Below are 15,470 nucleotides of genomic sequence, written 5' to 3'. Positions count from 1 at the left end.
TGAGAACGGCGGTGCAAAATTAGACCACGGTAGCGCCGTCGTATTGGCGGTGCGGGCGGCGTAAAAGTCGTCCACTTTTTCCCTTCTTGCGGCAGCAGGGAGGGCGAGGAGATTTACACCGTGGAACTTTATCTGAAGGTCAGGCTGGCGCGCAGCGAGGGGATGAGCCAGCGGGATCTGGCGCGCCATTTCAACATATCGCGCGACAGCGTTCGCAAGATGTTGGCGTTCTCATCGCCGCCGGGATACCGGCGCACGAAGGAGATCAAGCGTCCCAAGCTTGATGGGTTCAGCGAGATCATCGACGGCTGGCTTGAAGAGGACAAGAAGTTGCCTCGCAAGCAGCGCCACACAGCGAAGCGGATCCACGAGCGGCTCAAGGCGGAACACGAGTTCACCGGCGGCTATACGATTATCAAGGACTACGTTCGGCAGCGTGAACGACGCACCCGTGAGATGTTCGTGCCGCTGGCGCATCCGCCGGGCCATGCGCAAGCCGATTTTGGCGAAGCGTTGGTTGTGATCGGGGGTGTCGAACAAAAGGCCCACTTCTTCGTCCTGGATTTGCCGCACAGCGATGCCTACTTCGTGCGGGCCTATCCGGCGGCGACGGCGGAGGCCTGGATGGACGGGCATGTGCATGCCTTTGCCTTCTTTGGCGGGGTGCCTCTGTCGGTTCTCTATGACAACGACCGTTGCCTGGTCTCGAAGATCCAGCCGGATGGGACACGGGTCCGCGCGACGCAGTTCAGCGGATTGCTGTCGCACTACCTGTTCCGAGACCGCTACGGGCGGCCGGGCAAAGGGAATGACAAGGGCAATGTCGAGGGGATGGTGGGCTACGTGCGCCGCAACCACATGGTGCCGATCCCCCACTTCCCGGATTGGGAGAGCTTCAACGCCTACCTTGAAGAGCAGTGCCGTGCCCGTCAGGGCGACACCTTGCGTGGGCACACGGAGATGATCGGCGCGCGCCTGCAGCGGGATCTGGCCGAGATGCGCCCCTTGCCAGCCGCCCCCTTTGAGGCCTGCGCACAGGCCAGCGGCCGGGTGAGCTCCCAGTCTTTGGTCCGCTACAACACCAACGATTACTCGGTCCCCGTGGCCTATGGCCATCAGGATGTGTGGGTGCGGGCCTATGTCGATCAGGTGGTGATTGGCTGCCGTGGGGACGTGATCGCACGCCATCCGCGGTGCTACGCGCGCGAGGACATGGTGTTCGATCCGATCCACTACCTCCCGCTGATCGAACGCAAGATCAATGCTTTGGATCAGGCTGCGCCCCTTGCGGAGTGGGACTTGCCAAAAGAGTTCGACACGCTGCGCCGCCTGATGGAAGCGCGCATGCTGAAGATAGGGCGCCGCGAGTATGTCCAGGTGCTGCGTCTTCTGGAGACCTTCGGCATGGAGGAGCTACACGCCGCCGTAAAGCAGGCCCTGAAGATGGGCGCGGTCGGCTTTGATGCTGTGAAGCATCTGGTTCTGTGTCAGGTCGAGAAGCGGCCACCACGGCTCGACCTCGACGTGTACCCCTACCTGCCACGGGCGCGGGTCGAGACGACCTCAGCGGCCAGCTACATGTCCCTGATGTCGGAGGCTGCGGAATGACCCATGCCCCCGAAATCCTGCTGGAGCATCACCTCAAGAGGCTGAAGCTTCCGACATTCCTGCGTGAGTATCAGAAGGTGGCGCGCCAATGCGCCGCCGAGGGCTTGGACCATGTCCAGTTCCTGACGCGCCTGGTCGAACTGGAGCTGATCGATCGCGAGCGACGGATGGTCGAGCGCCGCATCAAGGCGGCCAAGTTCCCGGCCACCAAAAGCCTCGACAGCTTCGACTTCAAGGCAATCCCCAAGCTCAACAAGATGCAGGTGCTGGAACTGGCGCGCTGCGACTGGATCGAACGGCGCGAGAACGTGATCGCCCTCGGCCCAAGCGGCACCGGCAAAACCCACGTCGCCCTCGGCCTGGGGCTCGCTGCTTGCCAGAAAGGGATGACGGTCAGCTTCACCACCGCCGCGGCCTTGGTCAACGAACTGATGGAGGCGCGCGACGAGCGTCGCCTGCTGCGGGTCCAAAAACAGATGGCCAACGCCAAGCTGCTGATCATCGACGAATTGGGCTTCGTCCCTCTCTCCAAAACCGGGGCCGAGCTGCTCTTTGAATTGATCTCGCAGCGCTACGAGCGCGGGGCTACGCTGATCACGAGCAACTTGCCCTTCGATGAATGGACGGAGACCTTCGGAACCGAGCGCCTGACCGGGGCGCTCCTCGACCGGCTGACCCACCACGTCAACATCCTCGAGATGAACGGCGAAAGTTATCGCCTGGCCCAAAGCCAGGCGCGAAAAGCCACCAAAACCTCCTGACCGACAATCCATGACTTGGCCCTCACGGGCCAAGGCGGCCAGTCAACCGCCAGCTATTTGGGGAGCGCGGTCGACTGGCCGCCAGCGCTCTATGCGCCCTTCACGCCCAACCCCAAAGTGGCCTACTTTTGCGCCGCCCTTTGGTCGGGTTTTACTCCGCCGTTGACACATGGTCCCGCCAGTTCGGCAATCTGCCCGGTGAGCGCGAAAATTCCCGCCCCGATCATGACACCGGTGCCCATCGAGACACCGCCAATCAAGGTCACTTTCGAGGATGTCGCCGACGCCGACGAACATCTCCACGAACTCCGAGCCGCTGATCGAATAGAAAGGCACGCCAGCCTCGCCGGCAACCGCGCGAGCCAGAAGCGTTTTGCCGGTGCCTGGCGGTCCGACCAACAAAACGCCCTTGGGCATGCGAGCCCCAAGCCGGCCGTAGCCCTGCGGCTCCTTCAGGAAAGCCACGATCTCCTCGAGTTCGGCCTTGGCCTCGTCGACACCGGCGACATCCTCGAAAGTGACCTTTGTGTCGGTCTCCAGATAGACCTTGGCCTTGCTCTTGCCGATCGACATCATGCCGCCGCCGAAGCCCTGCTTCTCGGCCATGCGTCGGATCAGGAACATCCAGACAGCGAAGAACAGCACCATGGGTAGGAGCCAAGACAAGAGGTTGCCGAGGAACGTGTTATCCCTGGCGGCCGAGAACGGCACGCCATATTGCTCGAGCCGCTCGGCAAGCGCCGGATCGACGCGGTTGGCGACAACGTGCTGTTGCTGCGCGCCTTCTTCGCCCTTCAGTGTCCCGCGGATGTACTGCGAGGTGACTGTCACCTCGCTCAAGCGGCCTTCCTCCAGATATTGCTCGAACGCGCTGTAGGGGATGGTCTCAACGTGTTGCCCTTGAGACCAGAAGTTCTGAAGCATGATGATCCCGAACACCGCCAGGATCGCGTACCAGATGTTGATCTTCATTCGCCGGTCCATGGCGCTCCTCCTGCAGCTGTGCCCTCAGCGCCGGGCCTAGCAGTCCAATCGGAGGGCTTGTCACCGGCCCGTCGTTCAAGCTGCCGGCCCCCCGTGAAACCGGCTACCATCATGAGGGCATCCGCTCCAAGGCGAGGGCGATCCCCTGCCCGCCCCCGATACAGAGTGTCACGAGGCCACGCTTGACCCCGTCGCGCTCCATCGCATGCAGGAGCCGCGTCGTGAGAACGGTTCCAGTCGCGCCGATCGGATGGCCGTGCGCAATGGCGCCGCCCTCGACGTTGACGATGTCTTCTTCGAGCCCGATTTCACGCACCAATGCAACGGCAATCGCGGCGAAAGCCTCGTTGATTTCGACCCGGTCGAGATCGCCGACACTCCAACCCGCGCGCTCCAGGGCCTGATAGACGGCCGGTACCGGTCCGAGGCCGAACATGCCGGGATCGACCGCGCCCACACCGTAGGAAACCAACCTGGCCATGGGTTTAAGACCGTTCTTCTCCGCCCAAGTCGCCTCGGCGATTATCATCGCCGCCGCTCCGCTGTTGAGTCCCGGCGCATTGCCAGCCGTAATCGTACCCTCCTTGCGGAAGGCAGGCCTGAGCTTGCTCAGACTGTCGAGGGTCGTGTCGGGCCGGTTGTGCTCGTCGGTATCGAATGTGGTCGTCTCCTTACGAGTCTTGAGTTCTACCGGAGCGATCTCTTGCTTGAAATTGCCAGCAGCCTGCGCCTCGGAAAAGCGCCGCTGAGAGCGTTCGGCCCAGCGATCCTGATCTTCGCGCGTAATCTGAGCCTTCTTCACCAAGTCTTCCGTGTGCCAGCCGGAGTGCTCGCTGGAAAAGGCGTCGTTCAGGCCGTCACGGAGCATGCTGTCGTACATCTGGGCATCACCCATGCGATAACCCCAGCGCCCGTTTTGAACGATGTAGGGGGCCTGGTCCATGTTCTCCATGCCGCCGGCGACCGCGCATTCGATATGTCCGAGCATGATCTCCTGGGCCGCCGAGGCGATCGCCTGAGCCCCAGAGCCGCACACCCGATTGACGGTCATCGCTGGCACGCCAACCGGAATGTCAGCACCGATTGCCGCCTGGCGTGAAGGGTTCATTCTGGCGCCCGCCTGGATCACCTGTCCCATGACCACGGTTTGAACGAGCGAGGGATCGACGCCCGACCGCTCGATCGTCGCGCGGATCGCCGTTGCGCCGAGCTCGGTCGCCGGCAGATCTTTCAAGGATCCTCCATAGGTGCCGATCGCGGTGCGCACGGGGGTACAAAGCATAACCTGCTTGTGAGTCATCGGTGTGCTTTCCTTCTTGTCTCGCTTGAGTGGATTGGTTCCTGATTCCGCTCAGATCAGGTACTGGCCGCCATTGACGGTCAGCGTCGAACCCGTGATGAAACCCGCGTCGTCGCTCGCCAGAAACACCACGGCCCGGGCAATTTCCTCGGGTTGGCCGAGGCGGCCGACCGGGATCTGGGCGACGATGCTATCGAGAACCTTAGGGGAAACGTCGGCGACCATGTCGGTCTCGATATAGCCCGGGGCAATGGCGTTGACGGTGACGCCTTTGGCGGCGCTCTCGAGCGCTAGCGCCTTGGTGAATCCCAGAAGACCGGCTTTCGCCGCCGCATAGTTGGTCTGGCCCAGTTGGCCCTTCTGGCCATTAATCGAGCTGATGTTGATAATGCGGCCGTAACCGCGCTCCCGCATCGGGGAAATGACGGTGCGGCACATAGTGAAACAAGCGGTCAAATCGGTATCGATTACCGCGCGCCAGTGCTCTGACGTTAATTTATGGAGCATAGCGTCGCGGGTGATCCCCGCATTGTTCACGAGAATCTCGACCGGGCCATATGCGGTGGTGATTTTCGCGACGGCGGCGGCGCAGGCCTCGTCATCGGCCACATCCCATTTGAAAACAGGGATGCCCGTTGCCGCCTTGAAGTCTTCGGCCGCCAGATCGTTGCCGTGGTAGCTAGCGGCGACCGTATAGCCCGCATCGCGCAGGGTTCTGGCAATCGCGGAGCCGATTCCGCGCGTGCCGCCGGTCACCAATGCCGTTCGTCCCATGATTTCAACCCCCGTAAGAGATACCAACCGCTCTGCAACGGCCGTTGCAGCCTTGTGCGAAAACTGCAGATTGCGTTGTGTCGCGTTGGGCAAGGTCTTTGATCACGTTCATTCCTCCTTACGGGCTCAATCCTTCCGGGTCCTCCATGTCTAGAAGACGATGCCCGGCTGGCTCCGTTACACAAGGAGCGCTGATCGCATAGTCGTTCGACGGGAAGGAAAGCTCCGACCCGCTCCGGTGGCCGTGAAGGATTTGTGTAACTTTCGGCGACCCATTCACGTCTTATGTGACGCCAATGAAAATCCGGGTGGGCACACCGTCCCGGTTTTGAGCAGCGGAGGAGCGAGGCCAAGTGATCGAGACGATGGAAGATGGAATCCGTGCCGCTTCAAAAGCCGGCCTGATTGATCCAGATAACGAACAGCTCGTTCATCCAGAAGGGTTTTTAACCCCAAGGTGCCAGCCATGCCGACGCCAGCGCGACTGCCTTGATGGTGGCGTTTTGGCGGCACACAAAGGCCGGAACGGAAATAGCGACGGGGAGGGAGATTCTGGGTGTCCACCGGACTCGGACGGCTCCGACGACACCGAGATGGAGGCAATTCTGCAGGAGTTTATCGAAACGCTTATCCGTCTCTTGGAACCCCGCTACGCCGAGGTGGTGTGGCGCGCGGAAATTCTGAATCATCCGCCCACCAGGATCGCCACAGATCTCGGTCTCAGCGAACAGATAGTCATCAGACGACTTCAGCTAGGCCGCCGGACCCTCCTACACCTCGTCATGTTGACGCTGGAACCCCCTCTTAAGGTTTGATGCCCAAACATTTTGACTGTTCCGTGCTGGTTGACTGTTCCGTGCTGGGAAATAAAACGGCAATCAAGAATTTACTTGGAATCGACAGTAGCGACAGATCAATTGGCAATAACTCTCGAGTTTCTGCGAATTTACCCCTGTCCCGTCCAATCAAGGGATGAGATAGGGGCTGATCTCGAAGAGGGGAGTGACAGGTCGTCTGATGCGATGCAACGATCCTGGATCCTTTCACGCTGAAGCCGGTGGTAGCCGCGGGAGCGTCTGCCTCGCCGTGGCGCGAAATGAACGCAGAACTTTGTAGTCAAAGAGTACGTGAAGAGAGGATAGAATCAATGAGCCAAGCCCATAGCGGCCATGCCGGCCACATGCCGTCAAGCGGACGGGGAATGGTGATCTCGGCTTGGCTGACCGGCATCTATTTCGTGATCGAGATGGGCATCGGCCTCTGGACGGGCTCGATCGCGGTGATTTCCGATGCCTTCCACACCTTCTCGGCGGTGGGTGGCGTACTAGTCGCGATCGTCGCCGCCAAGCTTGCCCGCCGCCCCGCCGACGAGGATCGCAGTTTCGGCTGGTACCGCGCCGAGATTATCGGAGCGCTCGTCAATGGCGGCTTCCTTCTGGGCATGGCGCTCATCGTGATCGTAATGGGTGCGATGCGGCTGTCCGACCCGATCGAGCTGCCTACCGGGCCGATGCTTTGGGCCGCGGCGGGCGGGCTTTTCACCGAGTTTATTTCGCTCGGCTTGATCTGGAAGCAGAGCCAGAGCGACCTGAACGTGAAAGGCGCACTTTGGCACATCATTCAAACCTTCGTCGGCAGCCTGCTCATTATCGTGACGGCACTCGTGATTCAATTCACCGGGTTCCTGCTGATCGATCCGATCCTTGGTATGGGCTTCGGCTTCGTGCTGCTCTGGGCCAGCTGGGGCATTCTGCGCGACGCTGCTCACCTATTGATGGAAGGCACACCGGCCGACGTCGGCCTGTCCGATGTCACCGGCGCGCTGGAGCAGGTCGAAGGCGTTGCGAATGCCCACCACGTCCATGCCTGGGCTCTGACCAGCGGCCGTTACGTCTTCTCCGGTCATGTGCGCGTCGCCGACGAGACCGATCCCCAAGCGGTCCTGGCGGCAGCGCACGCCATGCTCAAAGAAAAATTCGGATTCTTCTTCGTCACCTTGCAGGTCGAGGACACCTGCCTTGATGAGTCCGGGGCTGAAGCCATCGACGTGACGCGCACGGCAGGGGGCCGCAGCCGGAAATGAAGATCGTTCTCCTGCTCCTGCTGATCACGCTGTCGGAGGCCACAATCGGCGTGTTCGTGAAGCTCACCGACGGACTGATCCCGATCCAGACGCTGAATTTCTACGCTCTGAGCTTCGCGGCCGCCTTTCTGATGGCGGTCATGCCGCTGGCGACCGGCCGGCCCTTGCGCTTTCCGAAAGGCAACCTGAAAGACACCGCGATCATCGGCGTGCTGATCGCCACGCAGATCAGCGTTTTCAACTACGCCATGACGCTGGTGCCCATCGCCAATGCGGTGATCTTCTGGAGCGTCGCGCCCTTCTTCGTGTTCATCTTCTCGGCGCTGTTTCTCGGCGAAAAGGCACGCAAGAGCTACATCCTGATCTTCGCCGTCGCGCTGACCGGTATCGTCCTCGCCAAGCCGCTTGAGGGCGGCCACATGATCGGCAACCTCGTCGCACTCGGCGACGGCGCGATCTACGCCGCCATGGTCACCTACATGCGCTACGAAGGAAAGACCGAGGCCGGCAACGACATCGCCTGGTCGATGCTCGCGGGGGCGCTGATCCTGTCGCCAGCGCTCATCCTCGCCGGCCCCGGCACGCCCGCCGCGACCATCTCCTATGCCGCACTCGGGATGGACCTGCCGGTGATGCTCTGGGCAGCGGGGCTGGGCATCGTCTCGACCGGCTTCGCCTATTTCGGCATCTCCATCGTCCTCAAGACGCTCAACGCCAATGTCTACGCGCTCGTCGATATCATCGTCTCACCGGTCGTGGCGTCAACGCTGGGCTACCTTATCTTCGCCGAAATCCCGGCGCAGGGCATGATCTATGGTGGCGCATTGCTGCTCGGGGCCGGTTTCTGGTTGACCCGCGAGATGTCGCGCGGCGCGGAAAACCGGGCCGTTCATCCCTGCCAGTGTGCGTGAACCGAACGGATCAACTCGTGTGAATCCAATCAGCAACGACACGAGACTTGGCAGACAAACGCCAGTAGGTCGTGATGGTGGTGTCGCGGGACGGATAGACGATGGGATGAAAGTCGAGTGACCGTTGGAATCATCGCGCAAATCATTCTGGTCATGTTGCTTTGGGCTGCCTGCTTCCCGCTGATAACCGTCGGCATTGAATTTGCCCCTCACCTGACATTCGCCACGCTGCGCGCGTTCCTGGCAGGCGCAGCGTTGATCATCGTCGCGCTTGCATTGCGGCAGCCCCTGCCCAAAAGTCGTCGAATCTGGACAATGTTGGCCATCGTTGGCGCAGGTGCCACCAGCCTGGGCTTCTTGGGGATGTTCCATGCCGCGGAATTCGTTTCCCCGGGCATCGCCACTGTAATCGCCAACACCCAACCGCTGTTGGCGGCGGGTCTGGCGGGTATCATCCTCAAAGAACAGTTGACCGCGCTGGGCAAAGCAGGCCTTGCCTTGGGCTTTATGGGGATACTCGTCATCACTTCGCCCCAGATACTCACCGGCGGGCAAGAAAATTACATTCTAGGAGTAGCCTATATTGTCCTGGCTGCACTCGGCGTCACGGTCAGCAACGTTGTAATTAAACGAATTGCCGGAAACGTCGACGCCCTTATGGCAATGGGCCTCCAGTTGCTCATCGGCAGTGTTCCGCTCGCTATTGTCGCCTGGGCCACGGAGGAGCCAACAACGATCCGATGGACGTTGCCATTTGTAGGCGCGCTCCTTGTTCTCAGTCTGTTCGGGTCGGCGTTGGTATACTGGCTATGGTTCTCCGTGCTGGAGAAAGCGCCTCTCAACCGCGCGAACGCGTTCAGCTTCCTGATCCCGATTTTCGGCCTTGCAATGGGCGCTTTGTTTTACGGTGAGACCCTTGGCTGGATGCAGATCGCCGGCATTGTCCTTGCGATTCTTGGGGTCGTGTTGGTGACGCGCAGAGGGACTAAGCCGGCCAGAATGGCCGGATAAGGGCAACCGTGTTGGTTTGCTGCTGCCCGGCCTAGGTTCGCGCCCAGCTTCCACCACAGATTTCTCTCGACTTACCTTCGACCACGGCGGTTGCCCTCACTGAACTACTGTACCGTTACTCTTTATGGCTTTGATTTAGATCAATGCCGTTGCTCTCGATTCTCGCATTATGAGCCCGAAACTCGACCCCTATGGTGGGTTTTAGCGCAAGGCTGAGCGTGGGGTGTTGTTGTGCGTTGACCTAAGGCGCTCAGCCCGAAGATGTTTCCGGATCGCCCGATCTTGCCAACTCGGGCCGAGGTTTTGAGCATGACTGTAGCAGCACATAAGACGATTGAAACCGACCCACTTTCCGATGAGCTCGGCAACACGTCACGGCCGATGACGCCGGAAATAGAAATGGCACTCACCGACTATTATCACGAATTTCGTCGCTATCTCGTGCGTCGGGTCGGGGATTCGGTCACTGCGGAGGATGTGCTTCAAACTTTCTGCGTGCGAGTCATCAACAGCGGGACAGTACTTAGGAATAGCGAAAGTGTGGTCGCCTGGTTGTATACGGTGCTGCGCTCGGTGCTGACCGATCATTACCGCAGTGAGGCTGCACGGCGGCGCCGAAAAGACAGCTACATGCAAGACCAGATGGTATTGGGCGATGGCCAGATAGATCTTGCGAACGAGAAAAGCGTTTGCAGCTGTCTTCGAGAGCTTGTGCCGGGGTTGCGCCCGGACTATGCAGAGATTCTTGAACGGATCGATCTGTCGGATGAACCGCGTGAACGAGCCGCAGCTGATCTTGGGATCACACCATCGAATGCGAGAGTGCGCCTGCATCGGGCGCGCCAAGCACTGCGTGTTTCTCTAGCAGCGTTCTGCACCGATTGCTCCGAAGGTAGATTTGACGACTGCACCTGTGAATCAATGCGCAACGGCAAGAGCTGTAGTTTGTAACTATCACAAAGTTCTACAACTGCCCTTCTATCGGCGGGCTGAACCGCGCCGGGTTTGCCGAAGGCTTTAACTCTCAAGAGGATGGAGCGATGAAAGAGAACCCTTGCCGACATACTCAAGCTGAAGTGCGCGCGAGGTGGTGAGTCCAAACGATCTCGAAGCCTTCTCGACCGAGACCGACGCGGAATTCGGCGACGGGATATGCAACTTTCTCCCCACAGCCTCCTTGTCCACGCTCAGGCTAGAATGCGCCGACTTGATGTCGCGCGTAGAGCTGTTGGGAGATTCGCGGAATTGTGCGGCAGCGCCTCGGCGCCGACTTGAAGAATGTCGCTGTGAGGCTGCATCACGACCAAGCAAGCACTGGAAAAGCAGCAGCAGGGGGTTTGTTTGTGCCTGATCTGCCCGATCCATGGTTTCCTCGACTGCCGCTGTGAAGAGACGGATTGTGCACGGGGCCGGCAGGTGGGCTGAAGCTGTAACGGCGGGCAAGTCGTTCCGTCTGTAAGTCCAGATGGTTGTGCCTTCGGGTCACCATAGCGATCCGATGTCCGACGCTGCACCGGTTGCGCCCCCTCCACCCCTACAGCGTCTTTCATCCCAACCAAGGAGACCGGAGATGACAGATTCACGGCCGATGATACCTTCCAGCACGATGCGTTTGCCGGGTTTGAAAGCTCTCGCCATAGCCGCGGGCCTCACCGTCCTCACCGCGGCAGGTGCATTGGCGGCCCAGCATGGAGCAAAGCCACAGCAAGGCCAATCCCAGCAGATGCAGCAGCAGATGCAAGGCGGGCCGTCCTTCGAGCGCATGCAGGAGATGATGCAGCAGGCCCGCGAGACAACAGACCCCGCCGAGCGCCGTCAGCTCACGCGCCAGCACATGCAGATGATGGTCGAGAAGATGCAGGCGATGCACGGCATGATGGGGAACATGCCCATGCAGGGCCAGATGGGCGGCCGGATGTCGGGCGATCAGGGATCCGGCAGTCAGGGCATGGGCATGTCCGGGGACATGTCGGGCGATATGTCCGAACGGATGCAGCAGATGATGGGGCGCATGCAAGAGCAGCAGGGCATGATGCAGCAGATGATGCAACAGATGCTCGAACAGCAGCGCATGATGATGGAGATGGACGAAGACCGCTAACGTCTGGAAGGCGGCTGCCGCATCCTGAATGCGGCAGCCGCCCCCAAGGAGAGAAAGGGACGGTTCTGTGATGCTGATGCAGTTCGACTTCGTCTGTAACGGTCCCTTCGGCCAGGACACGGTCGAGGCGATGGACGGGCTGGCGCCCGCCATCGAAAACCTCAACGCCAAGCTGTTCGACGTGCACCGTCCCCTGAGCGAAATCACCAAAGGACCAATGTGAACGAAGGGCAGGACACACGACCCAATCCACCCTGGCCCCGCATCATCGCCGGTCTGGCGGTGTTGGCCGTCTTCCTCGCGACCGTCCTTGTGTTATGGCGCATCGGCATACTGGACCGCCTGCGCGACGGCGCAGCGCTTGAGCAGGCTGTGATGCAATTCGGCCCGCTCGGTCCCTTTTTGATCATCGGCCTGATGACCGTCGCCATTGTCATGAGCCCGATTCCAAGCGCGCCGATCGCGCTCGCCTCCGGCGCGGCCTACGGCCATTACTGGGGCGCGTTCTACGTTGCCATTGGCTCCGAGATCGGCGCCCTAACCGCTTTTGGCGTCGCGCGCCTCATCGGATACGACGCACTCAAGGCATGGCTCGGCACGCGGCTGTCGACGGGTGTCCTGCACCGCTTCATCACGTCCCAGAACGCCCTCATGGCGGTTGTGTTCGCGACACGGCTCATGCCGTTCCTGTCCTTCGACGTCATCAGCTACGCCGCCGGTCTGACGCCGCTCAGGACTTGGCGCTTTGCCCTTGCTACCCTGTTCGGTATCATCCCGGCGAGCTTCCTGCTCGCGCATTTCGGAGATGAGCTCGCCTCCGGTGACTGGCGGCGTGCCGGGTTAACGGTGCTCGCCCTTGGGCTCATAACCCTGCTTCCTCTCGCCTGGAAGACTGCTCCGGCGCGCTACCGACTAGCTCTGAAGCGCTTATTAAAGCTTGGATAAGCGAGGAACCCCGCGTCGTAATAGCAGTTCTGGCGGTATGTCAGCGTGAATCCCAACGTGACTTGCTTGTGCAACCTCCCCAAGCCGCATTGGTCGGCCCGATTCTACAGAACACAACCTTGCCATGCGTAGGCGACATCAACACCTATGGCGCCATCGCGCCATGAGCAAAAGTTCCAGAAATATCGAACACTCCTCCTCCGAGTATGGCTACAGCTTGATTCTTAGTGGTACCCATATGGTACCCGATCGCATTTCCGGACTATAGCTTGAGAGTCGAAAAGCCCGCTAGCGTGCTGTACTAGCGAGCTTTTTATGGTTGCGGGGGCAGGATTTGAACCTGCGACCTTCAGGTTATGAGCCTGTGCGATTTTCTTGAGCGGGTAGAGTTTCGGCTCGGGCGCATCAATCTCGCCTCTTTCGATGTAGCGGATCAGGTTTGCAAAAACTCCGTCTGTCAACGGCGGAGTAAAACCCGACCAAAGGGCGGCGCAAAAGTAGGCCACTTTGGGGTTGGGCGTGAAGGGCGCATAGAGCGCTGGCGGCCAGTCGACCGCGCTCCCCAAATAGCTGGCGGTTGACTGGCCGCCTTGGCCCGTGAGGGCCAAGTCATGGATTGTCGGTCAGGAGGTTTTGGTGGCTTTTCGCGCCTGGCTTTGGGCCAGGCGATAACTTTCGCCGTTCATCTCGAGGATGTTGACGTGGTGGGTCAGCCGGTCGAGGAGCGCCCCGGTCAGGCGCTCGGTTCCGAAGGTCTCCGTCCATTCATCGAAGGGCAAGTTGCTCGTGATCAGCGTAGCCCCGCGCTCGTAGCGCTGCGAGATCAATTCAAAGAGCAGCTCGGCCCCGGTTTTGGAGAGAGGGACGAAGCCCAATTCGTCGATGATCAGCAGCTTGGCGTTGGCCATCTGTTTTTGGACCCGCAGCAGGCGACGCTCGTCGCGCGCCTCCATCAGTTCGTTGACCAAGGCCGCGGCGGTGGTGAAGCTGACCGTCATCCCTTTCTGGCAAGCAGCGAGCCCCAGGCCGAGGGCGACGTGGGTTTTGCCGGTGCCGCTTGGGCCGAGGGCGATCACGTTCTCGCGCCGTTCGATCCAGTCGCAGCGCGCCAGTTCCAGCACCTGCATCTTGTTGAGCTTGGGGATTGCCTTGAAGTCGAAGCTGTCGAGGCTTTTGGTGGCCGGGAACTTGGCCGCCTTGATGCGGCGCTCGACCATCCGTCGCTCGCGATCGATCAGCTCCAGTTCGACCAGGCGCGTCAGGAACTGGACATGGTCCAAGCCCTCGGCGGCGCATTGGCGCGCCACCTTCTGATACTCACGCAGGAATGTCGGAAGCTTCAGCCTCTTGAGGTGATGCTCCAGCAGGATTTCGGGGGCATGGGTCATTCCGCAGCCTCCGACATCAGGGACATGTAGCTGGCCGCTGAGGTCGTCTCGACCCGCGCCCGTGGCAGGTAGGGGTACACGTCGAGGTCGAGCCGTGGTGGCCGCTTCTCGACCTGACACAGAACCAGATGCTTCACAGCATCAAAGCCGACCGCGCCCATCTTCAGGGCCTGCTTTACGGCGGCGTGTAGCTCCTCCATGCCGAAGGTCTCCAGAAGACGCAGCACCTGGACATACTCGCGGCGCCCTATCTTCAGCATGCGCGCTTCCATCAGGCGGCGCAGCGTGTCGAACTCTTTTGGCAAGTCCCACTCCGCAAGGGGCGCAGCCTGATCCAAAGCATTGATCTTGCGTTCGATCAGCGGGAGGTAGTGGATCGGATCGAACACCATGTCCTCGCGCGCGTAGCACCGCGGATGGCGTGCGATCACGTCCCCACGGCAGCCAATCACCACCTGATCGACATAGGCCCGCACCCACACATCCTGATGGCCATAGGCCACGGGGACCGAGTAATCGTTGGTGTTGTAGCGGACCAAAGACTGGGAGCTCACCCGGCCGCTGGCCTGTGCGCAGGCCTCAAAGGGGGCGGCTGGCAAGGGGCGCATCTCGGCCAGATCCCGCTGCAGGCGCGCGCCGATCATCTCCGTGTGCCCACGCAAGGTGTCGCCCTGACGGGCACGGCACTGCTCTTCAAGGTAGGCGTTGAAGCTCTCCCAATCCGGGAAGTGGGGGATCGGCACCATGTGGTTGCGGCGCACGTAGCCCACCATCCCCTCGACATTGCCCTTGTCATTCCCTTTGCCCGGCCGCCCGTAGCGGTCTCGGAACAGGTAGTGCGACAGCAATCCGCTGAACTGCGTCGCGCGGACCCGTGTCCCATCCGGCTGGATCTTCGAGACCAGGCAACGGTCGTTGTCATAGAGAACCGACAGAGGCACCCCGCCAAAGAAGGCAAAGGCATGCACATGCCCGTCCATCCAGGCCTCCGCCGTCGCCGCCGGATAGGCCCGCACGAAGTAGGCATCGCTGTGCGGCAAATCCAGGACGAAGAAGTGGGCCTTTTGTTCGACACCCCCGATCACAACCAACGCTTCGCCAAAATCGGCTTGCGCATGGCCCGGCGGATGCGCCAGCGGCACGAACATCTCACGGGTGCGTCGTTCACGCTGCCGAACGTAGTCCTTGATAATCGTATAGCCGCCGGTGAACTCGTGTTCCGCCTTGAGCCGCTCGTGGATCCGCTTCGCTGTGTGGCGCTGCTTGCGAGGCAACTTCTTGTCCTCTTCAAGCCAGCCGTCGATGATCTCGCTGAACCCATCAAGCTTGGGACGCTTGATCTCCTTCGTGCGCCGGTATCCCGGCGGCGATGAGAACGCCAACATCTTGCGAACGCTGTCGCGCGATATGTTGAAATGGCGCGCCAGATCCCGCTGGCTCATCCCCTCGCTGCGCGCCAGCCTGACCTTCAGATAAAGTTCCACGGTGTAAATCTCCTCGCCCTCCCTGCTGCCGCAAGAAGGGAAAAAGTGGACGACTTTTACGCCGCCCGCACCGCCAATACGACGGCGCTACCGTGGTCTAATTTTGCACCGCCGTTCTCA

At 60.7% G+C, this 15,470-nt stretch carries 14 protein-coding genes and 1 pseudogene; 10 read left to right on the top strand and 5 right to left on the bottom strand.

The genetic code is table 11. The features are described 5' to 3' along the window. Positions 1-120: 120 nt before the first annotated feature. Together istA (B8784_RS16775) and istB (B8784_RS16770) are read left to right on the top strand one after the other, a co-directional pair. Positions 121-1,608, top strand: coding sequence for an IS21 family transposase (gene istA, locus B8784_RS16775; protein WP_169712612.1), 1,488 nt, complete (start codon positions 121-123; stop codon positions 1,606-1,608). Continuing rightward, positions 1,605-2,369: an IS21-like element helper ATPase IstB gene (gene istB, locus B8784_RS16770; RefSeq protein ID WP_084396756.1), complete on the top strand. Its 765-nt coding sequence runs from the start codon at positions 1,605-1,607 to the stop codon at positions 2,367-2,369. The genes istA (B8784_RS16775) and istB (B8784_RS16770) overlap by 4 nt, the downstream gene beginning before the upstream one ends. A 291-nt stretch (positions 2,370-2,660) precedes the next feature. On the opposite strand, the pseudogene B8784_RS16765 reads toward istB (B8784_RS16770), so the two are convergent. The 3 genes and pseudogenes from B8784_RS16765 to phbB form a co-directional block, all read right to left on the bottom strand. Beyond that, positions 2,661-3,341: pseudogene (locus tag B8784_RS16765) on the bottom strand (ATP-dependent metallopeptidase FtsH/Yme1/Tma family protein); the annotation flags it as partial. A gap of 121 nt (positions 3,342-3,462) precedes the next feature. Beyond that, positions 3,463-4,653 carry a thiolase family protein gene (locus B8784_RS16760; protein WP_084399045.1) on the bottom strand — a complete coding sequence of 397 codons (1,191 nt, stop codon included), beginning with the start codon at positions 4,651-4,653 and terminating at the stop codon, positions 3,463-3,465. A gap of 51 nt (positions 4,654-4,704) precedes the next feature. After that, positions 4,705-5,427 (bottom strand): acetoacetyl-CoA reductase, encoded by a 723-nt coding sequence (phbB, locus tag B8784_RS16755; RefSeq protein WP_143435594.1) that lies wholly within the window; start codon positions 5,425-5,427, stop codon positions 4,705-4,707. 353 nt (positions 5,428-5,780) lie between these two features. Between phbB and B8784_RS16750 the strand changes: the two genes are divergently transcribed. From B8784_RS16750 to B8784_RS16720, 8 genes are all read left to right on the top strand, one after another. Next, positions 5,781-6,242, top strand: a complete 462-nt coding sequence (locus B8784_RS16750) for a sigma-70 RNA polymerase sigma factor region 4 domain-containing protein (protein WP_084399043.1) — start codon at positions 5,781-5,783, stop codon at positions 6,240-6,242. 332 nt (positions 6,243-6,574) lie between these two features. After that, complete coding sequence (locus B8784_RS16745; protein ID WP_008892264.1) at positions 6,575-7,510, top strand: cation diffusion facilitator family transporter; 936 nt, start codon at positions 6,575-6,577, stop codon at positions 7,508-7,510. Beyond that, positions 7,507-8,421 carry a DMT family transporter gene (locus B8784_RS16740; protein WP_008892263.1) on the top strand — a complete coding sequence of 305 codons (915 nt, stop codon included), beginning with the start codon at positions 7,507-7,509 and terminating at the stop codon, positions 8,419-8,421. The genes B8784_RS16745 and B8784_RS16740 overlap by 4 nt, the downstream gene beginning before the upstream one ends. A 117-nt stretch (positions 8,422-8,538) precedes the next feature. Next, on the top strand, positions 8,539-9,432 hold the full coding sequence (locus tag B8784_RS16735) for a DMT family transporter (RefSeq protein WP_084399042.1): 894 nt from the start codon (positions 8,539-8,541) through the stop codon (positions 9,430-9,432). 309 nt (positions 9,433-9,741) lie between these two features. Further along, complete coding sequence (locus B8784_RS16730; RefSeq protein ID WP_158085720.1) at positions 9,742-10,383, top strand: RNA polymerase sigma factor; 642 nt, start codon at positions 9,742-9,744, stop codon at positions 10,381-10,383. A 670-nt stretch (positions 10,384-11,053) separates the two neighbouring features. Further along, positions 11,054-11,533 (top strand): hypothetical protein, encoded by a 480-nt coding sequence (locus tag B8784_RS16725; protein WP_158085719.1) that lies wholly within the window; start codon positions 11,054-11,056, stop codon positions 11,531-11,533. A gap of 70 nt (positions 11,534-11,603) precedes the next feature. Continuing rightward, entirely contained in the window at positions 11,604-11,756 is a 153-nt protein-coding gene (locus B8784_RS21680) for a hypothetical protein (RefSeq protein WP_158085718.1), read from the top strand. Then, positions 11,753-12,478, top strand: coding sequence for a TVP38/TMEM64 family protein (locus tag B8784_RS16720; protein WP_084399039.1), 726 nt, complete (start codon positions 11,753-11,755; stop codon positions 12,476-12,478). Before B8784_RS21680 ends, B8784_RS16720 begins: the two co-directional genes overlap by 4 nt. Before the next feature lie 623 nt (positions 12,479-13,101). Here B8784_RS16720 and istB (B8784_RS16715) read toward each other — a convergent pair. Both istB (B8784_RS16715) and istA (B8784_RS16710) read right to left on the bottom strand, forming a co-directional pair. Further along, positions 13,102-13,866: an IS21-like element helper ATPase IstB gene (istB, locus tag B8784_RS16715; protein WP_084396756.1), complete on the bottom strand. Its 765-nt coding sequence runs from the start codon at positions 13,864-13,866 to the stop codon at positions 13,102-13,104. Continuing rightward, a complete protein-coding gene (gene istA / locus B8784_RS16710; RefSeq protein ID WP_169712612.1) occupies positions 13,863-15,350 on the bottom strand; it encodes an IS21 family transposase in 1,488 nt (495 codons plus the stop codon). Before istA (B8784_RS16710) ends, istB (B8784_RS16715) begins: the two co-directional genes overlap by 4 nt. Positions 15,351-15,470 lie beyond the last annotated feature (120 nt).

Origin of the sequence: Henriciella aquimarina, from assembly GCF_002088975.1 — a bacterium.
Classification (GTDB): Bacteria; Pseudomonadota; Alphaproteobacteria; order Caulobacterales; family Hyphomonadaceae; genus Henriciella; species Henriciella aquimarina.
Note: the sequence above shows the minus strand (reverse complement) of the source record. Positions and strands in the feature narration are given on the sequence as shown.